The sequence below is a fragment of the Oceanispirochaeta crateris genome, assembly GCF_008329965.1.
GTDB classification, from domain to species: Bacteria; Spirochaetota; Spirochaetia; order DSM-2461; family DSM-2461; genus Oceanispirochaeta; species Oceanispirochaeta crateris.
In genome coordinates, this window is sequence record NZ_CP036150.1 from 355,204 (window position 1) to 376,663 (window position 21,460).

Genomic DNA, 21,460 nt, shown 5'->3' on the forward strand with positions numbered 1-21,460 from the left:
CGTATACATGAATCAGCCGAATATTCTATTTATTTTAACGGATCAGCATAATGCTTCGATCAGTGGGTTCGAAGGGAACCGCATCATTGATACTCCCTCCCTGGATGGCCTGGCCTCCCAGGGAATGCAGTTTGGAAAGGCATATTGTCAGTCACCTCTCTGCGTTCCCAGCCGCAGCTCTCTGCTTACAGGGCGTTATTGCCGGAATATTAATGTCTATGATAATCAGGACATACTGGATACGGCTTATGACACCATCCCGGGTACCTTTGCTGCGGCGGGATATTCTACGGCTCTGGTGGGTAAGGCTCATTTCAATGGAGAGCAGTATCATGGATATCAATATCGCCCTTATGGAGATATTTTTGGTCAGGGGCATCAACCGGATCCCCGGCGTGTACCAGAAAAAGGAGATGCCGGTCTGGGAGATATTCTATACCAGGCCGGCCCCTCCCAGATTCCTCTCCCTCTGACACAAACTGAAATTTGCACTCATGAATCTGTAAAATGGCTTCAATCACATGTATCACTACACCCGGATCAGCCTTTTTTTCTCAGTGTTCACTATGATAAACCCCATTTTCCTATCAACCCGCCACCTTCTCTTTATGAGAAGTATCGCGATCTAGTTCAATTGCCTCCGCACTGGCGCCATGGCCTTCATGGCGATTCACATTTAAAGAAGCTCTCTCCCTTTGTCCGAGAAAATTTTATCTGTGAGGGGTCCTATCAAGTGCCAGAGGAGACTCACCTCAATTGTTTGGCTGCCTATTACGGCTGTATTGAATGGGTGGATACCAATATTGGCCGGCTTTTAGAATCGCTCGACTATTTAGGGCTGTCGGACAATACAATTGTTGTCTACAGTTCCGACCATGGGGACATGGCGTCCTATCATGGAAGCTGGCAGAAGATGGTCTTTTATGATCACTCCTCCAGGGTTCCCCTTATTATGAAATATCCTGGAATCATACCAGAGGCAGAAGTCTGTCTTGATCCTGTTGGTTTGATTGACCTCTTTCCGACGTTCTGTGGTATGGCCAATCTGACGATTCCCGAAGGCTTAGACGGTATTAATCTTGCTCCCCACTTCTCGGGAGAACTCATTGGGAGAGATCGAATCTATGGTGAGTCAGTTTTGATTCATAAGCCTCAATTTGCCGGTGCCATGGTCAGAACCAATGACTGGAAGTGTTGTTACTATCTGGATGGTTCGGTGGAATTGTATGATATGGAAAACGATCCGGAAGAAGAAAACAATTTAGCAATTGAAGAGAGCAGCACAGCGGAAGAACTCGTGGAGGACATAAAACAATTCTGGAATCCCGAAGAACAAATATTCCGATATAACAAGAATCCTAAGTCTCCCCGGGAGAAACACTTTTATCCCTATTCTAATCAGTATTTTGCAAATGGAGGTTGGTTTGATGCCCGTCCCTAATGAAAAACCAAATATACTGCTTATAATGGCCGATCAGCTAACGCCTTTTATGACAGGCTGCTATGGAAACTCTGAAGTTCTCACTCCCAACCTGGATCGGCTGACTGCCAAAGGTGTTCGATTTGATGCGGCCTACACTCCCTGTCCTTTATGCTCTCCAGCCAGAGCCAGTATGATGACCGGGCGTTATGCTTCGGATATAGGCTGTTATGATAACGGCAGTGTTTTTTCAAGTGAAGAGCCCACATTTGCTCATTGTCTCTCGGCGTCCGGCTATGACACGGTATTGTCTGGGAAAATGCACTTTATCGGTTCCGATCAGCTCCATGGTTTTGGAAAGCGGCTTACAACAGATATCTATCCTGCAGAATACCAATTGATGCCCCGGTTTGTAGATGAATCACGGCACATCACCCAAAGTGATGCCTGGGGAAATGCTGCCAATTACAATGCCCAGACCGCCGGAGCACGCCCCTGGAGCGTCGGTATAAACTACGATGAAGAGACTCATTTCAGAGCCAGGGAATATCTTTATGGACAAGCAGGAATGAACTGGAATGATCAGGCAGTGAAAGATCCTTTCTTCTTGTGTGTTTCCTACCATCATCCACACGATCCTTTTCATCCCTCCAGTGAAGACTGGGAACTCTACGAGGGAAAAAATATCACCCTTCCGGAAATTACCAGGGAAATGGAAGAGAACTACTCCACTCTGGACAAGTGGCTGAATAACGGTTTTCACCGTAGTGATGTCTTCCCTATTAAAGGTCAGAAAAACCTGTATGCCCTTCGGAGGGCTTACAGCGCTTTGGTAAGCTACATAGACCGGAAGGTAGGAGAACTCCTGGCAGATCTGGAGGCTACAGGACTGGACAAAAATACGGTTGTTCTATTTACAAGTGATCATGGGGACATGCTGGGTGAAAAGGGTATGGTGCAAAAACGATGTTTCTATGAATGGTCTTCACGTATTCCATTGATACTGAAGCGTCCGGATGAACCCGTACCGGGAAGTACTGTTTCTACGCCTGTTTCGCTCCTCGATTTAGGACCTACCATCCTGGACTTGGCTGGAGTTGCCATTGATGAGGGATATTGTCCTGACGGGCATAGTATCCTCCCGGTGATCCAGGATGAAGAAACCTATTTAGAACGGGAGGTCATCAGTGAATCCCATGGAGAAGGGGTTATGTGTCCTACATTTATGATCAGGAGAGGGGATTATAAACTGACCTATATTCATAATCACGAAAGGCAGCTCTTCCATTTACCCTCAGACCCCAGTGAATTACATAACCTTGCCGGGTCTGTAGAGTACTCCGAAATAGAGTCTTCTTTGTTGTCTCGGCTCATGGAGAGGTTTGATTCTGACAAGATAGAAAAAGACTTTTTTGAGAGTCTTAAAAAGAGACGACTCATTCAAAAAGCCCTCGGTATAAATAAAACACATTGGGACTTTCAGCCAACTTTTAATGCGTCCAAGCGCTATCATCGAGTCAATACGGCTGTATCTGATGAGTCTTGAAATTAAGGCCGACTGAGCCATGCCTGAAGGGTAGACATTATGAACTGCAGACTCTGTTCCGGCCTAGATTTTTCGCTCTGTAAAGAGCCTGATCAGCTCTTTCTGTGAGGGTCAGGATATCGTCTATATCTATATAAACGGCGATCCCCAGGCTTATGGTCAAATGTTCTATTTCATCACTGCAGCTTATGGGGAATTCTGTCTCCTCCATTTTTTTTCTGATTCTTTCGGCGGTCTCCATGGCTTTTTGTTTATTCGTTCCCGGCAGAATCAGGGCAAATTCCTCGCCTCCATAGCGACAGGCAAAGTCCTGATCCCGTATTCCCTGGCTGAGGAGAGGTCCCATCGCCATTAACACCTTGTCTCCTTCAAGATGTCCCCATGTATCATTGAACCTCTTAAAAAGATCTACATCTATCATTATCAAAGCCAGGGGATGGCCGATCTGTCTGGCCCTGGATATCTCTCGTTTCAAGTTTTCATTGAAGGATGCCCTGTTATGAAGCCGGGTGAGGTTGTCTGTAAGACTTATCTTTTTGAGTGACCTGGATTTACAGTTCAAGTAGGAGTTTTCCGACTGTAATATCCTCACCTCATCCGCCAGGGCATAACTCAGGAGGAGTGAACTAAGAGCGGCTCCGGAAGCAAATAGATTAAGAGTTAATGAGTTTCTGGGGATTAATCCCCCCGCCAGGGCATAGATTACTGTTCCAACTAGAAAGAGAAGCCATCCTGAGAGAAACCAGAAGGAGGATTGAAATCCTTTTTTAAGGCACAAAATACTGATGTAGATTGCAAAAGGCGGAAGTATGTAACTGAGAGCTGTATCCAGGAGATGCCCGGCATTTGTGAACCCGAGTATTCCCAGAAAACAGAGTATGACCGCCATGATTTTCGTGGTGATAATAATGTTATGAAGTTTAGGGGTCATGATCCTGGTCTTTAGGAAACTACCCATGAATGATGCAAAATTGAACCAAATGAGGCTCACCACAGGAAGAGATACCCGGTTTTGATAGACTCCTGGAATAGTGACAAATAATTCTATATGCCCGTAGGTGATCATGCACCATAAGATCGTCCCCAATCCAAAGAGCAAAAAATACAGATAAGATGACTTTTTGAGAATAACAAAGAGAATCATGTTGTAGATAACGATGCTTAATAGTATGCCGTAAATGATTCCAAAGAAGATGTAATCCTTCAAAATATAGGTCATAAAGGGTTTGACATCCCAAAACCGGAGTTCAAAATTAAATGCCAATGGGGTTTGAAGGCGAATATAGGCCGGTTTGTTAAAACTGATATTTTCCGGGATCAGTGTGCTTTGCGTCCTAAAACTCAATTTTTCGGACTTGTTTATATGGGAGATCGTGCCATCATTCAATGGAAAATAAAAATCTGTGAGGGCAAAGGCAGGTTTATTGATCTCCAATACCCTGCCGGTAGTGTCTTGAGGGATGTCGAGACGGATCCAGAGGTCTTCTGAAAAATATCCCAGGCTATATTGATTTTCCTGCATCTCTTGGAACATTCCATTTCGTTTCACTAACTCTTCCAGGTTCAGTCCTGCTTCGGTTTTCAGGTAGGAGGAGCCATAAGAAGAATTTGTATAGTCTGTTTCAATTAATAAAGCCAGTATGAGACAAAGAGAAACATACAGAAGTAGAACCAAAATGATAGATCTCAATTTCATATGAAAGCATTATATAGGAAGGTTGTGATATGGGGTGTTAAAAATTAATAAAAAATGAATGAAAACCTATTTTCATGAGTCTTTTTATCCTCAATACCCATTGAATATCAATAGGGCATACATTGAGTCCGGGAGGGTATGGTATTTGGCCTAAAATGCCTTGAGCAAGAAAGTGATTATAATCATAATTGGTCAATATGACTGAACAGCATAAAACTAATCCGCTTTTGATGGTCAGCTTGCTGATCCTATCGGTATTTTTCTCCATGGCTTCCCGTACTGTCTTTTCTCCTCTCATGCCCACACTTCAGAAAGAAATGGGACTCAGTTTATCTGCGGCAGGGACACTGTTTCTATTGATAAATATTAGTTATGGAATTGCCATGCTGTTATCGGGATTTTTATCCTCACGGATCGGTCACGGACAAACTGTCACATCATCATTAGGGATCATCTCCCTGGGATTGATCTTGGCAGCGAGCTCTCAGGGAATCCTGTTATTGGCATCAGCTCTGATTCTTATTGGAGTTGGTGCCGGCATTTATCCCCCATCCGGGCTGATGATGATCAATTCGAATATTGATATTCAATACCGTAGTACGGCTCTTTCTTTTCACGAAATAGGTCCCAATGCTGCATTGCTTCTGGTACCGTTGATTGTCATCCTCCTGGAGCCATGGTTTGGCTGGCGGGGTGTTCTTCTATGCCTTGCCTTCATCAGCATTCTTGCCGCTGTGATTTTTCAGAGGTGGGGTGCACCATCCGGGGGGTATGGAACGGCTCCTGATTTTAAAATTTTCGGTTCTTTGCTGCGACAAAAACATGCAATTCTTGGAATGGCGGTCCTTAGTGCCGCCCTTGCCGGCCTCCAGGGGGTTTATGTCATTCTCCCGGCCTACCTCGTGGCGGAACATCATATTTCATCCCCCGTCGTTAATATGGTTCTTTCCGGCTCCAGACTGGCGGGTATTCTGCTTTTAATGCGGGCAGGTGTGATCATCAATCACTTCGGCCGCAGGCGGACCATCAGCGGAGTGCTTCTCTTTTCTGCCTGTTTTACGGCACTTCTCGGAATTGTTCAGGGACCCATGATTCTGGTTGTCGTCATCATTCAGCCTGCTATTCTGGCCGTCCTTTTTCCGGCTCTACTCTCATCTATTGGGGATATTGGGGATCATCGCTATCAGAATATAACCTATTCCCTGATCCTTGCTGTAGGCGTTTGTGTCGGTTCCGGAGTGGCACCAGCCTTATTGGGTATTTTTAGTGATTTAGGTCTAAGCGGTGTTGGGTTTATACTGCTGGCGCTTCTTATTATTCTACCACTGGTATTTTTAATCCGAATGCCCGATTTTGGGGAAGAGCGGAAATAATCTCTTATCAGTTGAGCATCAGGATCTTTGGCCTGGATGGTGGAATTCTCACTTGAATAAAAAAGACTGCTATTCTGGTAATCTATCCTTAAAATACTTATATTCATAATATGTCTTTAAGATTGATTTCAGTTGTGGTGTTCTTCTGTTTCAGTACAGCTTTGTATTCCCAGAATCAGGCTACCAGGAGTTTTGGACAGCCAAGGTTTACTCCTCAGCAGATTGTAGAGTCTCTTCATAAGGCCTATCCTGAGGCCATTGACCGTGTGGGAACCAGAAACGGCGATCAGGCTTTCAGAATCCGGGGACAGTGGTTTTCCTGGGCCGAAGGACGCCTCTTACCATCCCATTTGGCAAATAAATTCCAGGATTTCTCCTCCTGGCCATTTTATCCTTATTCCACATTGTACAATCCTCCCTTGTCCGAGTTTTCTCCTGAAGAGAAGAAATCTCTTAATGAAAGGCTTGATAACAGGGAAAGTTCTCCCATTAGCAGGTCGGGGGATTTTTATAGCCTTTTATACAGAATTACAGACAGGGAATCAGCCTGGAATATGATGAAAACTACATATTTTCTGGGGTTTAAGGTTCTCATTCACCGAGACCTTCTTGAAGATCTTGCCAGGGTAGAAGAACGTATTCAGAATTCTATGGTTGACAACCAGACTCTGAGGGAATATGTGGAATCCATTGAACTGCTCTCGGGGTTTAACTGGAGGGTAATTGCCGGCACGGAGACCTTGAGTAATCATTCTTACGGAATCGCCATTGATGTTATCCCCAAAAATTACAATGGCAAACATGCCTACTGGCGTTGGTTTAAGGCGGAATACCCAGAATGGTACAGCCTCCCCTGGGAGTTGAGGTATATACCTCCTGAATCATTTGTTAAAGCATTTGAACAGGAGGGATTTATCTGGGGTGGAAAATGGTTCTTCTTTGACGGCATCCACTTTGAATACCGACCGGAGATCCTCCTGCTCAATGGCATTCATAAATAATAACTAAGATCCTCTTTAAGGCTCTCGGACCAGGGTAGAAAACCTGCTATAATCTCTGGCATGAAAAAAAATAAAATTGCCTACCCCTGCACCTGGTCTTTCCGAGCGATAGGTATTAATAAGGAAGACATGATCCGGGATATCAAGATTATCATGGCCTCACGGAAGTATGAACTGAAAGATGCCAATAAGAAGGGGAAATACCTCTCTCTCAACCTTAGCCTTTGGGTTCACTCAGAAATAGAGCGAAATGGAATCTTTAATACCATTAAGAGCTGCGATAGTGTAACCGTGGTTTTGTAATTAGAATTGTTAAAACGTTTGGAATGCAGAGGTTATGATGAAATTAGAGGGATTTGGAATCTTTGTTAAAGACATGGCTGTCATGATTCGCTTTTATCGAGATGTTTTAGGCTTTGATATAAAAGAGGAAGAAAATACTAAGAATGTATACCTGGAAAAAGACGGAACACTGTTCTTACTCTATGGAAGAAGCGATTTTGAGAAAATGGCCGATCAAAAATTTGATTATGTAAAGAAATTAAATGGGCATAGTGAAATTGCCTTAGGAGTTGAGAATTATTCCGCTGTTGATAGAACGTATCATGATCTAGTTGAGAAGGGTGCTAGGTCTGTTATGAAACCAACAACAGAACCCTGGGGACAGCGAACTTGTTATATTGCTGACCCAGAGGGAAACCTAATTGAGATTGGATCATTTCAAAAAGATTCATGATGTTTTAGGAGTTTCGGCTATAGGATTCCCTTGGGACCTATGACTCTTTGTTCTGGTCTAAACAACTCTAACTGTCTGGAAACGCACTGTTAGCTCAAAAGTGGATGAACAAGCTGCTTTTCAGGATGATGAATCGCTGATTTCATAAAAATTTGAGATAACACATTGCACTTCATTTGAAAGAGACGCATTATTGTCGGACATCTAAAAAACGGAGAATTCATGATCCTGTTAAAAATTGTTCAAAGGTTTTGTAAATTGATATTCGGACTCTTTCTATATGCTTTAGGAATTGTTCTGACAATAAAGGCAAATATCGGATATGGGCCCTGGGAAGTCTTTCATGTGGGGCTGGGTAACACGGTGGGGATCTCCATCGGAAATGCGAGTATTCTTGTTGGTCTTGCATTAGTTGTGATTACCCTGTTGATGGGCGAGAAAGTAGGATTCGGAACCATTCTCAATATGATTCTTATTGGTGTGTTTCTTGATTTGATCCTGATGAGCAATCTTATTGGAATTGTTGATCATTTTTATTGGGGTATCCTCGTATTGGTCCTAGGCCTTTACACAATTTCATTGGGCTCTTTTTTTTATATCGATTCCGGTTTCGGGGCAGGACCCCGTGATGGTTTGATGGTTGCTCTCAAACGAAAGTTCACATTACCCATCGGTGTTATTCGCAGCATTATTGAACTAACGGCGACAACCATAGGCTGGTTTCTGGGAGGGATGGTCGGAGTGGGAACTTTGATCTCCGTTGTTATGATAGGTTTCTGCGTTCAAAGCACATTTGGAATATTGAAATTTGATCCAACAAAAGTGACTCATTCCACACTGAACGAAAGCTATCAAGAACTGAAACTGGCACTCAGATTGAGGAATAACACTTGATATTGCTGCATTTGAAGTTGTTAGATTGTCTTTTGACAAGCTGAACTGGTCCGGAAACCAACAGTGAGACTCTAACACTTAAAAAATGATAGGGTTCCTTCTGGTTCTATCTATTTATTTTGAAGGCATTCTGTGACTGGTACAGGATAAGGCGGTGTGGGAATCTTTTCGGTTGAATCCAGACGCCCTAATCAATGAAATCCTTCTGAATTTTGCCTATTCCTTCGTTTTTAGTTTTATCGATTCTCTTAAAATTTTATAGAGAATTTATGGTGATGAAATAATTTTGACAAATTAGTAATAAAAACGTACCATTTTCATATATTATATTTCTGATTAGAAAAATTTATCATATTTTGAAAATTATACAAAAAAAATTATTATTTCATCAATTTCAATTCAAAGAACCAGAAATCAGATCTATATGCTCCAGAAAACCCCCTTGCAAAAGCTCTACTTTTGCTTTTATCTAAGAAGAAATTTAATTAATCAACTCAAAAAAGGAGCATTTTGTGGAGTTATTTTCAAATATTGTATCCGCGGTGAACAGCTTTGCCTGGGGACCCGTGATGATCATATTTTTAGTAGGAACTGGTATCTTTCTGTCTATCGGGACTGGTTTTGTGCAGTTCCGAAAACTGGGACAGGCTTTTCATCTTCTATTTTCAAAAGATCATAAGGGTTCAGGAGATATTACACCTTTTCAGGCCTTGATGACCTCCCTTTCAGCAACCATCGGGACAGGTAATATTGCCGGTGTTGCTACTGCTATCGCTCTTGGTGGTCCTGGGGCTGTATTCTGGATGTGGATGACCGCTGCCGTGGGTGGGGCTACAAAATTCGGAGAAGCTGTTTTGGCTATCCGTTATCGTGAAACCAATGACCTGGGAGAGCAGTCAGGCGGTCCTATGTATTATATCAAAAATGGAATGAAAGAGAAATTCGGTGGTAGTTGGGGCTGGCTGGGATGGCTTTTTGCCTTCTTCGGTATCTTTGCTTCCTTTGGTATCGGAAGTATGGTTCAGTCCAACTCTGTTGCCGGGGCTTTGTCTACAGGTTTCAACGTTCCTCCCATAGCAACGGGTCTCGTCCTGACTTTACTAACGGCTCTTGTCATCTTAGGTGGCATTAAATCCATTGCCAATGTTACTTCAAAGGTTGTACCCTTTATGGCACTTTTCTTTATTGTAGGTTCCTTAGCAGTCCTCATAAGTAATGCTGCCGGAATCCCCGATGCCTTCTTAATGATATTTCGTAATGCATTCAGCTCTTCTGCTGTTTCTGGAGGTTTAATTGGGACTGTCATCAGGTTTGGTGTAGCGAGAGGTGTATTTTCAAATGAAGCGGGTTTGGGAAGCGCACCCATCGCTCATGCAGCCTCTGCCAACAATAATTCCTATACTCAGGGTGTGATTGCCTCTCTGGGATCCTTTATAGACACATTGATTATCTGTACTATGACCGCTCTTGTTATTCTGGTCTCAGGACTGGTGACAATAGGTGCTGATGGCTTGATGGTCGTTTCAGGAGGACTGAATGGTGCAGCTCTAACTTCCGAAGCTTTTGAGGCATCCCTTCCAGGATTAGGGAAATATCTTGTTTCTTTCGGACTGATTTTCTTTGCTTTCTCCACCATATTAGGATGGTTTTATTATGGCTCCAAATGCCTAGAGTACATTGCTGGAACAAAATCAATTGTAATTTATAAAATTGCCTTTTTAATCACATCCCTTGCTGGGGCAGTCATGAAAATCAGCATCGTGTGGGATCTTTCAGATACATTCAATGGTCTAATGGCCATCCCTAATTTGATTGCTCTTATTGCTTTGAGCTCCATCATCTTCAAAACAGCCAGGGATTCGCAGGATACAAGAATCAAGGCTAACGGAAAGATTATTCTGAAAAACAGCTGATACCACTTTTTTAGACCATTTATCTACTTCCTGGAATAAATGGTCTTTGTTTTTATCAGAATCGACAGGGGCAGAACTGCACATTCTTGGGTTGTTTCGTTGTTTTTAAAATCTTTCCCTTGCTTCAAGATATAGAAAGCTAAAATATTTAGATCTGGAGTATTATTCGCATAAAGATATGGTTACATATTGATAGGGCAATAGTATGGTTAGGAACGCTAATCAAAGTTTCTAAAATTGCCTTTTATCTACAGAGACCTTTATGGTCGGTGAATTTAAATAAACTGGTGTCAAGTATTTCACTCTGAATGAAAGTTGTTTCAAGGTGAAACTTCTACACAGAATGTGCTGACCATTTGAAGCTAATGCGGCTTGTTATCGCCAGATGGAAAACATTCCATTTGTTGATTATTAATTCTGGACATTCTTTTTAATAATAATTATATATTTTTCGATAATCTATTCTGTCCCAAATATTTTCTGCTCATTTTACACTATAAAAATAATGATAACGAGATTGGTCAAATGAAGATATATGTACTATAAATTATGTCGGTATTATATATTTCTCGACTTTCTTCTCTAATATAAAAGGTAAATTAATATGGAGTAATATTTTCTTGACTACATAGGTATGACGTGTTAACCTAAACATAGGACGACATACATTATAGAAGGGAGGACTCTATTTTGAAAGTTGATGAAATAAACCATAAAATAAAACTAATTCGTACAATGATGAAAGATGAGGCAATGGAGGCCGTTTATATAAAAAAACAGGCTAACTATTCTTGGTTAACCGCAGGAGGTTTAAACCAGGTTGGAATCGGTTCCGAAATGGGAGCTTTCGGATTGCTCTTGACAATGACCTCACTATATTGTGTCGCAACTAATATTGAGGCTACTCGAGCTAAAGTAGAAGAAAGACTGGAAGAGAAGGGTTTCGAGTTTTTGATTTTCTCATGGGATGATGAAAAAGGTGAAAGTCGATCCATCTCATCCATTGTATCACCAAAATCTATAGGCTCTGATTGTGGCATGGGGAAGGATCTTAACAGACAGATTCAAAAGCTCCGTTTCTCTTTGGTTGATTCTGAAATTGAGCGATATCGACTTTTAGGTGATCAGGTTTCTAGGTCTTTGGAAGAAGTGCTTTTTCGCGTTAAACCCGGTGATAAAGAATGTTCGGTCATAGGCAGACTTACAGAATCTCTTTGGGATCACCGAATTGATTATATCACGATATTTTGTGCTTCAGATCATAGAATTACAAATTTCCGTCATCCAATTGCAACAGAAAAGAAGATTGAAAAAAGAGTTATGTTGGGAGTCAATGCTCGAAAAGGAGGGTTGATAGTCTGTTTGACTCGCTTTCTTCAATTTGGGCCAGTTGATTCTCAGTTACATAAGCAGTATCGGGATAATGTGGAAATTGACTGTCGTATGATTGAGGCCACGGTTCCGGGAACACCTGTAAATGAGATTTTGAAGCTTGCTGTTAGAGAATACAGCCGTTTAGGGTATGAAAGTGAGTATAAAAATCATCATCAGGGGGGATCTATAGGATATCAGGGAAGGGATTATCGAGTGAATTTTGATTCTCCCTATCTTGTTCAGAATAACCAGGGGTTCTGCTGGAATCCTTCCATCTCTGGAACTAAGAGTGAAGATACTATTTTAGCTACAAACGGGACACCTGAATTTATTACTCACCCCTGCAGTTTTCCGACAATCACAGTAGAAACAGAAACAGATAGATATATAAGACCGGATATCCTTTCGGTGTAACCGAAATTAAATATTAAGAGGAGTTGTAAATGAAAAGGTTGACTTTAGGTATTGTGCTCACAATTATCGTAATGAGTATGTCGGTTCTCCCTGTTTATGCTAATGGCAGTGCAGAGAGCGATGTCTACCCGTCCCGAGAGATTGAGTTGATGGTACCGTGGGGAGTTGGTGGTGCTACCGATATTGCTTTCAGGACATTTATGTCTGTACTTCCAAAGTATTTGGGAACCTCCGTGGTTGTTGTGAATATACCTGGTGGAGGAGCTGTACCCGGTTACGCTGAAGCATTGGGCTACGATAATGATGGCTATTCTATGGTAGCATGGGCTACTCCATCTATTACCAAAACGCACATGACAAAAACACCTTATGATTATAAGAGTTTTGAACCTGTTATTAATCTGGTTTCCGCACCTTGTTGGATACTTGTTCCTAGTAATTCTCCCTATATGACACTGAATGACCTTATAGATGCTGCAAAAGCTGCCCCTGGCCAGATAACACTTGGAAATGCAGGTGCAGGTGGTGGAACACATATGATTGGGCTAGCTTTTCAACAGGAAGCCGGTGTTGAGTTTAATCATATTCCCCACAGTGGTGGTGGACCGGCTGTTATAGCTGGTGTAGGTGGACATGTCGATGCTATTATCGTTGGACCTCCTGAAGGTGTTCCTCAAATTGCCGGTGGTCAGTTAAGAGCTTTAGCCGTAACTCACCCCAAAAGGCTTGACGCCTTTCCAGATGTACCCACAGCTTTGGAACAAGGTATAGATTTTACACTGGGGCAGTGGAGAGGTGTTGCTGTTCCTGTCGGAACAGATCCTGATATTAAAAAACATATCCACGATGCATTTAAAGCCACAATGGAAGATCCTGACTTTTTAGTACTTGCTGGAAAAGCTGGCTTGCTTCTTGACTATATTGGTCTGGATGATTTTGATAAATGGGTCGAGAGTCAGAACGCACTGTATGAAAAAATTGTAAAGACTAATAAAATGGGTGATCGCTATCAGTACTGATAATTAATAATACTGATCCCTGAAATTTTGAAATAAAATTTCAGGGGTTTTTTTGAGGATAATATGAATAAGAATAATGATGTAATCTCTGGAGCTACTTTTGTTACTCTATCCATGCTGATATTTGCAGTTTCATTTCAAATTCCAGCTAGTCAACATGGGCTATCTCCTGCTGCATTTCCTCGCTTTATTGCTGCCTGTATCTTTATTCTGGGTATTATACAAGTTAAAGCTTCGATGAAAGGGGGAGGGGAGCAGCACAAAGCCCATGATGAGAGTAATGAGAGTATAAAGTCTTATGTATTGAGAGTCCTTGTTTTTCTGGTTTCCTGTTTCTTATACATTAATTCTTTAAAAATATTCGGATTTGTCATTGTAACACCCTTACTTGTTGCTGTCACAATGTATCTGTTTAATGAAAGGAAATGGCTTCGAATAGCCTCTGTGTCAATCTTGACAACAGTGCTACTCTATTCCATTTTTCGCATAATTTTTCGTGTACCATTACCACGAAGTTTATTCTGGTAGGTTTATAAATGGAATATTTAATTCAAGGATTAATATACGTATTTACTCCCATTCATTTTCTTTCTTTGTTTCTGGGTGTCACTGGAGGAGTGATCGTTGGGGCTATTCCTGGTTTGACAGGCTCTGTCGGTATCATTCTAGCTCTTCCATTTATATATAAAATGGATCCGGGAGCTTCACTTATTATGCTTTCGGGGATGTTTTGTGGTTCAATTTATGGTGGTTCAATATCAGCCATTCTAATCTCGACACCGGGAACTCCTTCTGCTGCTGCAACTGTGTTGGATGGATATCCTCTTGCTATGAAAGGGGAAGCTGGTAAAGCAATTAGTGTGGCTACCATAGCTTCCTGCAGTGGTGGGATTATATCTACTATCTGTCTGGTACTCATTGCACCCCAACTTGCTAAATTTGCTCTTCGTTTCGGTCCCGTGGAGTATTTTGCTCTTATGATTTTTGGGCTGACCATCATAGGAAGCGTTTCAGGATCCTCCCTTACAAAAGGGATACTCTCAGGCCTCCTGGGGCTTGCTATTTCTATAGTTGGTATAGATCCAACCTATGGGATTCAGAGATACACTTTCGGCAGCATCAAGTTATTATCCGGCTTTCCAATGTTACCTGTCTTGATCGGATTGTTTGCCATTTCACAGATTCTAACAGAGCTAGTAGATGTCAATAAGCCTAAGATTACTTTTGATCAAAAAATAAAAGGTTCTGTTCTCTCATTAAAAGAGTTAAAGAACCTTTTTAAGGTCATCATTCCATCCTCCTTTCTTGGAACATTTATAGGAATCATTCCTGGAACAGGAGGGGCAATAGCTTCTTTTCTAGCTTACAATGAAGCTCGGCGTTTTTCTAAAACGCCTAATGAATTTGGTAAAGGGCATCTTCATGGAATTGCCGCTCCAGAAGCTGCAAATAATGGGACAACTGGAGGAGCTATGGTACCACTTCTCACCTTAGGAGTTCCTGGCGACGCAGTTACATCTGTCATGCTTGGAGCTATGATGCTCATTGGTGTTCAGCCAGGACCTCTTTTGTTTAAAGAGAGTCCTCAGATTGTCAATAATCTTTTCATTGGTCTTATGTTTGCTCAGATCCTACTGCTAATAATTGGATTAGCTGGTATCAGAGTTTTTCCTCGAATCTTGAAAATTAAGAAATCTATTCTTTTTCCCGTGATTCTGATACTCTGTTTCATTGGTTCATATACATTGGGAAACAGTTCATATAATCTTATTGTTGCTCTAGTGTTTGGGATCATCGGATTTTTTCTAAAAAAGAATGGCTATGCTACAGCACCGGTTATTCTTGGGGTTATTCTTGGGCCTATTGCTGAAAGAGAACTTTGCCGTGCGTTGACAATCAGTCATGGCAATTGGGGTACATTATTTCATTCTTATATTGCAATTTTCTTTTATATTGTTTCTATTTTATCCATTATTTATTCTATAAGAAGTAAAAAAAAGGAGATCTGATATGAAGGGTTTAGGAATTGTTGGGGCTGGATTGATTTCAGAAATACATGCACACGCCATTAAAGATACAAAGAACAGCCGTCTGGTTGCTGTATGTGATGTCAATTTGCAAAGAGCGCAGGAGTTTGCAAAACTCTTTAAGTGTAAGGCCTATAGCAGTGTGACTGAAATGCTGAAAGATTCACAGGTCGAGGTGGTTACAATCTGTACACCCTCTGGTTTTCATCTTGATCCTGCTATGGAAGTCATTAACAGTGGCCGTCCTCTTTTGATAGAGAAACCAATTGAGATCAATCTGGAAAGATGTGATGCCATTCTTGAGTTGGCAGATAAGAAAAACGTCCTTGTTTCAGGGGTCTTCCAATCCAGATTCCATCCGGCATCTTTAGCGATCCGCCACGCCATGGAGCAGGAACGATTTGGAAGAGTGACTTTGGGAGACGCATATGTTAAGTGGTACCGTGCAAAAGAGTATTATACAGGATGGAAGGGAACTAAAAAAATTGATGGTGGCGGAGCTTTAATAAATCAGTCCATTCACGCTATCGATCTATTGCAGTGGTTTATGGGACCCGTCAAGAGTGTACAGGCAAAAACATCCACATTGCTCCATGATATCGAAGTAGAAGACACTGCTGTTGCCTTTCTGGAGTTTGAGTCTGGAGCTCTGGGTGTGATCGAAGGAACCACATCTGTTTATCCCGGTTATATGAAGCGGATTGAAATATCCGGGAGTAAGGGGACGGCTATCATGGAAGAGGAAGAAATTAAGGCATGGGATTTTCTCGAAAAAAGGGATGAAGATAAGGCCATTTTAGCCGAGTGCAGCGGTAGCAGTTCCAGCGGTGGTGCTGCCGATCCGGGTGCTATAAATTACATCGGTCATAAAAAACAGATTGAAAATTTTATAGAATCTGTTGAAACAAATAAAGCTCCTTTTATCACCGGAGAAGATGCGAGGAAGTCCTTGGCCATTATCATGGCAATTTACCAAAGTAGTTCTACTGGAAAAGCGGTAGAGCTTGAGTGACTGTGATATACAAGGAATACGAAAAGACATTATTGCTCTTAGACTTAAATTTTGTATATTATTATCATATGGATGTTTATGATGAGTATTAATGGAAAATATAATAGGCTATCAGATGTCGTCGTAGACAAAATTAAGGTTCTTGTATGCAATGGTACTTTGTCTCCTGGCGACCAATTGCCCAGTGAGCTTAAATTAATAGAAATGTTCGATGTTAGCCGAACAACAATAAGAGAGGCGATAAATCGCTTGGTTGAGCAGAATATTGTCGAGATTATTAGGGGGAAAGGGACTTATGTGGCAATCACTCCAGGTGTACAAAAGGATCCCTTTGGGTTTGAGTTTATCGATCCTGATCTTCTTTTTAGCTCACTTATAGATGCTCGAGTCGGTCTAGAATCAGGTGTTGCTAAAATGGCTGCAGAAAATGCACTTGAAAGCGATATAATAAAGATCAGTCAAAATAATGTAGATTTAAGATCTGAAATTCAGGATCATCATGTCCGCATAGGTTCGGAAATTGATTTTCATCTGGCCATAGCAACGGCCACCCACAATGATGTAATTATTCGGGTTGTACCTATAATTCTGAATTCTATATTTGTAATATACAGAGAACGGGTACCAACTGAGTCAGATCATTGGTCCGCATTAGAAGAACATGAAGAAATTTTAAATGCTATCAAAAAAAGAGATTCAGATAGAGCCTACACGGCGATGTATACACATCTGGTAAACAGTAAAATGAGGATTTTGAATCGAAATATTACTGAGAATCAGGAGTGAACTATAATCTGGTACGTGAAGTACACAGCTGCCAGAGCATCATCATATTCGGTTCCGTTGTATGCAGCCTTGGAGCTCTTCTCCGATCTCTCCACTAAAGCCTGTTGTAGGTTTTTCAAAGGATCAGATGAACTGGTATCTCCGGACTTGCAGTTTTCCAGTGACTGACGGCAGAACTCCCATATGGAAACCCAATTGCCTTTGCGAAACCACGTTTCCAGGGCCTTGTGGTTTTCATAGAAAAAATGCAGGTCTCTCGTCTGTTCCAGAAAATCGCTCAGTCCTTCACCTCTTTGAAGATTCTTTGAGCTGTAGATAGTTGAAAGAGGCGGTTTAAACTGGAGCAAGTCGGAGCTGAGGGAATAGTAGGTCTGTCTGAACTTCCCTTGGATAAAGTGGTCTGCATCTATAAATAGCTCCCTGTAGACCTGTCCTTCGGGGTCCATATTATTCAAGGCAATAAGATAATTGATTTTATCCCATACCTGATTCGCTTCTTTGGATAAGGTGCGAATCTTTTCGAGGGATTGGGTGTGTCCAATTCTGCTCAGCGATTTCGCGGCATTTGATTTTATAGAAGGTTCTGTATGATCAAGAAGATCCAACAGAAGATTCTCTACTTTCTTTCCAGAGTAGGCTCCGAGGGCAAAGATTGCATTAATCTGATGATATGAACCCGCATCAGAAGCCTCCTGTATCAATTCCGGCAAAAGTTCCCTACGAGGGTGATTAAAAAGTGACTTGATCACTTCTTCTTTTTCGGAGGAAAGGGGAGACGCAATGATGGCGCGCATTTCTTCTGTTGCTATGGATGCATCATTTTGACTGATAGATAAGAGAACAGTCCTTTTTTTGACAGGATCTTCAGTTGACTTTAATTTTCCTATATCAATATAAGCCTTCATTCCATCTATGGAAAATAGTATGGCTGCTGTTTCTTTGGTCGAGAGGCTTCCCCTATCGATGAGTTTAAAACTGAGGAAAATCAGGGTTAAGCTGAGCATGATAGCAAATATGAAGAGAAAACTGTATGAGTTGGATAGGATCATTTCTGTATTCTGGCCTGAATCAATTAAGACTCCACCAATGATACCGCTGAAAAATGAAAAGAATGCTGTTACAAAGTTTGTCATGGCATTGTAGCCGAAAGATTCGTTTTCCGGCATGGTGTTGACCAGAACCCGGGTGCCGAGAACATGTGTTGAGAATAGAAAAAAGTTTGTAACAAAACCAAGAACATAATAAATGTAGGCAGGCAGTTCATTGCCTTGGGAGACGGGCAGGAGCATCCACAAAACGAAGGTTATTGCCAGTAAGACTGTGACCCCCATGAGCAGAGGTCTACTTCCCAAGCGATCTGAGAATGATCTTGCAAAGAACCCAGAACAAATCTGGGCTAGGGTCATGAACATGGCATAGAGGAATACAAAATTGGATGTAAATCCTGCTTCCTTTCTCATGAAAACAATGATAAGACTGTTGATAACTAAAATTGATACGGTAATCCACATTAAAATTAAGGGATATCGTCTATCCTTGTTGACCATGGACTCCTTGAGAATGATAAATATATTTCGTCCTTTTTCATATTCTATGGTCTCTCGGCAGGGGATTTTTTTCAGTTGGGCAGATGCTGCCGAATTAAAAATCACACCGATGACCTGAAGCAGGAGAATCCCGATGATTCCTGAAAAATATTGAACTGATGTGACAAGAAAGCTTACAAGTTTAGACACCACCGAGGCGGTTTGGTTGGCGATATTTCCCTGGGCCAGAACGATTCCTCTGTTTTGAGATGAAGTCACCATTTTGACAAGGGGATTCCAGATTGAAACTCCGACCATTCGAAAAGAACAGAATAGGGTGTAGACAATAAGAATAAGCCATACAGCCGGTTTTCCCTCGAGAAAGAACAGGGCCAGGTATAGGAGAACGATGAGCCCACGGTAGAACCAGGCCGTCGACTGGACTTTGACGAGGTTTTTCCCGGAGAGAAGGCGGGGGAGAGCCGCGAGGATAAATCCGGCTAGAAATATGACCGAAGAAATATACCCAAGTTCAATATTGGAGGCTCCAAAGTGTATGGCCATGAGGTACACAGGAGTATCTCCCATGAAATTGAATCCAAAGCCGTTTAATGCCTGAAATTTGTACAATTTTGTCTGGCTTGTCTGTCTTTCGGTTTCGGATAGATATTTGGTCAGCATGTGTGCTCCAGCTTAGAAAACCATTTGCATTCTATCTTCATTTTACTCTTTAAATGATAGAATATTCAACTCAAATCCTTTTCCATATCTGGTTGCACTTCCTCTGAGAGAAGAGTTCACGACCATTTATTCATCATAGCTCCAGGGGATGACCGCTCTTATGGAAAACCCCATGGAAGTATTTTCATAAGACAGGCTCCCGTCGACTTCTGCCAGCCGTTCTGTCATGCCCTTTAACCCGATTCCCTGCTCAATATCAAGACTGCCCTTTCCGTCATCTTCTATGCTGATCTGAATGAGGCCTTCGTTTCTCCAAAACTGGATGCTGATATTCTTGGCATCTCCATGAGTCAGGGCATTGGTCATGGCTTCCTGGAGGAAGCGGTAGATGATATGATCGATCTTTCTGTTTAAAACCCAGGGAAGGTTTCCGAACTCAACCCGCACATTCACACCTGTCGATTCCATGAAAATACCTGTTAGATTCTGGATAGACTCGATGCTGTTCTTTTCTTTGACCTTCGTATTGCGGAGAATCCTCAGAGACTGCCTGATTTCACTATGGCCTGTTTTAATTATTTCCAGAGCCTGATTCAGGAGTTTTTCGAGCTTGACCGGATTTGTTTTTACAAGGTCTGTGCTGGCCTCCAGCATCATGAGGAGATTGGTCAGTGTGTAACCCACAGTATCATGAATTTCTCTCGTCATTTTCAGTCGTTCATGGACCATGCTTTTTTCTTCTGCAATATTGGCATATTGCTGTAACTCAGAATTGGAGGTTGATAATTTCTGGATAATCAGTCTCTGATTGGTCTGTATTTCTCTGTATTGAAGCAGGAGGTTGTGGGCATATTTGATGATGATGCACAGGATGGAAATCAGCAGTGTCAGAATGAGGAGAGACCCCTTTAAGTCCCATGTTCTGGTGCCCGCTTCAATACCCCAAAAAATTTCGTTATGGTCGGTAAAGAGGATGGAAGACATGATCACCGTGGTCAGAAGGAGCGTTTCTGCCGTAGTGAGGAGAATAATACTTTCTAACAGCATGATGATGATGAGGAAAAATTCAAACCAGATATTGGTGCTAAAGGGTTTGGTCATGATGTATTTACAACCCAATTGAAGGATAAACAGAAAGGCCGTCAGAATGCCCCTGGAGGAGGATTCTTCTTCGGGTATGAAGAAGATCAGGAGAGATGTGAAGAAGTTGAATACCAATATGGTCAGAAATTGGTAGGTCCAGCTGACGGGGAACAGGAAGCTCTTCTGATTGAAAATGAAAAGGGCCACAATGGCAAAGTTACAGAGTATAATCATTGGGAATACTATCCATTTCTGCAGTTGAATATTGAAGAAAATAGGGCTTCTTTTCATATAAGGTCATTTAATACTTGTTTTGAGTTTTAGTCAAATTGAGGGAGAGAGGCTTGGATAGAAAATTCAATCTTCCTTCATGAAGGGTAGGACGCTGTTGAGATTTCGCGGTACAATGTTGTCATAGATGATCTGCTCCGCCGAGGGAAATCTGCAGAATATTCCGTATAGAAATGCGGATGAGAGTAAACAGGAGTGATACCAGTGCATAGTTTTCGAGAAATCATGGATTTCGCAATTGCCCGCGAAAAGGATGCTGTTCTGTTCTATCAGTATCTTCAAAAAAAGGTCCGCTTTGAGAGCCAGAAAGAGGTTCTTAGGGAGTTTGAATTGATAGAAATCGGGCATGTACAGCTGCTGGAAAGAGTTAAAACACAGCAATCTATGGATAAGCTCTCCCGTAATCTGCCCGAGGATTTACAGCTGTCCAGTTACCTTCATGATGTCAAGCCCGATGAAAATATGACTTATCAGCAGATTCTTATAACGGCCATGAAGAAAGAAGAGAGATCTGCTGTTTTGTACTCATCATTGAGAGATCAATCGGAAGATCCGGATCTCCGAAAGATCTTTGATCAGCTAATGAAGGAAGAAGAAAATCATCGCCATCATTTTGAAACACTCTATGAAAAGGATATTCAGGAACAATCCAAAGACTAAGCAGTCTT

18 protein-coding genes are annotated in these 21,460 nt (G+C 41.8%); 15 read left to right on the top strand and 3 right to left on the bottom strand.

What is annotated here, in order from left to right:
- The first annotated feature begins 7 nt into the window (after positions 1–7).
- The gene (locus EXM22_RS01520) at positions 8–1,441 is read left to right on the top strand and encodes a sulfatase family protein (protein ID WP_149484816.1); all 1,434 of its coding nucleotides are present in this window, start codon (positions 8–10) and stop codon (positions 1,439–1,441) included.
- A complete protein-coding gene (gene betC / locus EXM22_RS01525) occupies positions 1,428–2,966 on the top strand; it encodes a choline-sulfatase (protein ID WP_281289902.1) in 1,539 nt (512 codons plus the stop codon). The genes EXM22_RS01520 and betC overlap by 14 nt, the downstream gene beginning before the upstream one ends.
- 37 nt (positions 2,967–3,003) lie before the next feature.
- Here betC and EXM22_RS01530 read toward each other — a convergent pair whose 3' ends face one another.
- Entirely contained in the window at positions 3,004–4,662 is a 1,659-nt protein-coding gene (locus tag EXM22_RS01530; RefSeq protein WP_149484818.1) for a GGDEF domain-containing protein, read from the bottom strand.
- 197 nt (positions 4,663–4,859) lie between these two features.
- Here EXM22_RS01530 and EXM22_RS01535 point away from each other — a divergent pair, with 197 nt between their 5' ends.
- From EXM22_RS01535 to EXM22_RS01590, 12 genes are all read left to right on the top strand, one after another.
- The gene (locus EXM22_RS01535) at positions 4,860–6,035 is read left to right on the top strand and encodes an MFS transporter (protein ID WP_149484819.1); all 1,176 of its coding nucleotides are present in this window, start codon (positions 4,860–4,862) and stop codon (positions 6,033–6,035) included.
- Positions 6,036–6,145: 110 nt separating this feature from the next.
- Positions 6,146–7,036 (top strand): M15 family metallopeptidase, encoded by an 891-nt coding sequence (locus EXM22_RS01540; RefSeq protein ID WP_149484820.1) that lies wholly within the window; start codon positions 6,146–6,148, stop codon positions 7,034–7,036.
- A gap of 60 nt (positions 7,037–7,096) precedes the next feature.
- Positions 7,097–7,339 carry an HP0495 family protein gene (locus tag EXM22_RS01545; RefSeq protein WP_149484821.1) on the top strand — a complete coding sequence of 81 codons (243 nt, stop codon included), beginning with the start codon at positions 7,097–7,099 and terminating at the stop codon, positions 7,337–7,339.
- 34 nt (positions 7,340–7,373) lie between these two features.
- Positions 7,374–7,772: a VOC family protein gene (locus EXM22_RS01550; protein WP_246157057.1), complete on the top strand. Its 399-nt coding sequence runs from the start codon at positions 7,374–7,376 to the stop codon at positions 7,770–7,772.
- Between the two features lie 222 nt (positions 7,773–7,994).
- The gene (locus EXM22_RS01555) at positions 7,995–8,666 is read left to right on the top strand and encodes a YczE/YyaS/YitT family protein (protein WP_149484822.1); all 672 of its coding nucleotides are present in this window, start codon (positions 7,995–7,997) and stop codon (positions 8,664–8,666) included.
- A 512-nt stretch (positions 8,667–9,178) separates the two neighbouring features.
- Positions 9,179–10,579: an alanine/glycine:cation symporter family protein gene (locus tag EXM22_RS01560; protein ID WP_149484823.1), complete on the top strand. Its 1,401-nt coding sequence runs from the start codon at positions 9,179–9,181 to the stop codon at positions 10,577–10,579.
- A 690-nt stretch (positions 10,580–11,269) separates the two neighbouring features.
- Positions 11,270–12,367, top strand: coding sequence for a M24 family metallopeptidase (locus EXM22_RS01565; RefSeq protein WP_149484824.1), 1,098 nt, complete (start codon positions 11,270–11,272; stop codon positions 12,365–12,367).
- Positions 12,368–12,396: 29 nt separating this feature from the next.
- On the top strand, positions 12,397–13,386 hold the full coding sequence (locus EXM22_RS01570; protein ID WP_149484825.1) for a tripartite tricarboxylate transporter substrate binding protein: 990 nt from the start codon (positions 12,397–12,399) through the stop codon (positions 13,384–13,386).
- A 63-nt stretch (positions 13,387–13,449) separates the two neighbouring features.
- Positions 13,450–13,914 (top strand): tripartite tricarboxylate transporter TctB family protein, encoded by a 465-nt coding sequence (locus tag EXM22_RS01575; protein ID WP_149484826.1) that lies wholly within the window; start codon positions 13,450–13,452, stop codon positions 13,912–13,914.
- Positions 13,915–13,922: 8 nt separating this feature from the next.
- Positions 13,923–15,395, top strand: a complete 1,473-nt coding sequence (locus EXM22_RS01580) for a tripartite tricarboxylate transporter permease (RefSeq protein WP_149484827.1) — start codon at positions 13,923–13,925, stop codon at positions 15,393–15,395.
- A gap of 1 nt (position 15,396) precedes the next feature.
- Positions 15,397–16,425 carry a Gfo/Idh/MocA family protein gene (locus EXM22_RS01585; RefSeq protein WP_149484828.1) on the top strand — a complete coding sequence of 343 codons (1,029 nt, stop codon included), beginning with the start codon at positions 15,397–15,399 and terminating at the stop codon, positions 16,423–16,425.
- 78 nt (positions 16,426–16,503) lie between these two features.
- A complete protein-coding gene (locus EXM22_RS01590; RefSeq protein ID WP_168203287.1) occupies positions 16,504–17,211 on the top strand; it encodes a FadR/GntR family transcriptional regulator in 708 nt (235 codons plus the stop codon).
- On the opposite strand, the gene EXM22_RS01595 is transcribed toward EXM22_RS01590, so the two are convergent.
- On the bottom strand, positions 17,202–19,418 hold the full coding sequence (locus EXM22_RS01595; protein WP_149484830.1) for an MFS transporter: 2,217 nt from the start codon (positions 19,416–19,418) through the stop codon (positions 17,202–17,204). The two genes, EXM22_RS01590 and EXM22_RS01595, sit on opposite strands and share 10 nt — an antisense overlap.
- A gap of 126 nt (positions 19,419–19,544) precedes the next feature.
- Positions 19,545–20,735 (bottom strand): sensor histidine kinase, encoded by a 1,191-nt coding sequence (locus tag EXM22_RS01600; RefSeq protein WP_168203288.1) that lies wholly within the window; start codon positions 20,733–20,735, stop codon positions 19,545–19,547.
- Positions 20,736–20,996: 261 nt separating this feature from the next.
- Between EXM22_RS01600 and EXM22_RS01605 the strand changes: the two genes are divergently transcribed.
- Positions 20,997–21,452, top strand: coding sequence for a ferritin family protein (locus EXM22_RS01605; RefSeq protein ID WP_149484832.1), 456 nt, complete (start codon positions 20,997–20,999; stop codon positions 21,450–21,452).
- Positions 21,453–21,460: the final 8 nt, after the last annotated feature.

What these genes read in the sequence shown, in the direction of transcription:
- EXM22_RS01520 (WP_149484816.1), top strand. Translation starts at nt 8, where the DNA reads ATGAATCAGCCGAATATTCTATTTATTTTAACGGATCAGCATAATGCT.
- betC (WP_281289902.1), top strand. Translation starts at nt 1,428, where the DNA reads ATGCCCGTCCCTAATGAAAAACCAAATATACTGCTTATAATGGCCGAT.
- EXM22_RS01530 (WP_149484818.1), bottom strand. Translation starts at nt 4,662, where the DNA reads ATGAAATTGAGATCTATCATTTTGGTTCTACTTCTGTATGTTTCTCTT.
- EXM22_RS01535 (WP_149484819.1), top strand. Translation starts at nt 4,860, where the DNA reads ATGACTGAACAGCATAAAACTAATCCGCTTTTGATGGTCAGCTTGCTG.
- EXM22_RS01540 (WP_149484820.1), top strand. Translation starts at nt 6,146, where the DNA reads ATGTCTTTAAGATTGATTTCAGTTGTGGTGTTCTTCTGTTTCAGTACA.
- EXM22_RS01545 (WP_149484821.1), top strand. Translation starts at nt 7,097, where the DNA reads ATGAAAAAAAATAAAATTGCCTACCCCTGCACCTGGTCTTTCCGAGCG.
- EXM22_RS01550 (WP_246157057.1), top strand. Translation starts at nt 7,374, where the DNA reads ATGATGAAATTAGAGGGATTTGGAATCTTTGTTAAAGACATGGCTGTC.
- EXM22_RS01555 (WP_149484822.1), top strand. Translation starts at nt 7,995, where the DNA reads ATGATCCTGTTAAAAATTGTTCAAAGGTTTTGTAAATTGATATTCGGA.
- EXM22_RS01570 (WP_149484825.1), top strand. Translation starts at nt 12,397, where the DNA reads ATGAAAAGGTTGACTTTAGGTATTGTGCTCACAATTATCGTAATGAGT.
- EXM22_RS01575 (WP_149484826.1), top strand. Translation starts at nt 13,450, where the DNA reads ATGAATAAGAATAATGATGTAATCTCTGGAGCTACTTTTGTTACTCTA.
- EXM22_RS01580 (WP_149484827.1), top strand. Translation starts at nt 13,923, where the DNA reads ATGGAATATTTAATTCAAGGATTAATATACGTATTTACTCCCATTCAT.
- EXM22_RS01585 (WP_149484828.1), top strand. Translation starts at nt 15,397, where the DNA reads ATGAAGGGTTTAGGAATTGTTGGGGCTGGATTGATTTCAGAAATACAT.
- EXM22_RS01590 (WP_168203287.1), top strand. Translation starts at nt 16,504, where the DNA reads ATGATGAGTATTAATGGAAAATATAATAGGCTATCAGATGTCGTCGTA.
- EXM22_RS01595 (WP_149484830.1), bottom strand. Translation starts at nt 19,418, where the DNA reads ATGCTGACCAAATATCTATCCGAAACCGAAAGACAGACAAGCCAGACA.
- EXM22_RS01600 (WP_168203288.1), bottom strand. Translation starts at nt 20,735, where the DNA reads ATGATTATACTCTGTAACTTTGCCATTGTGGCCCTTTTCATTTTCAAT.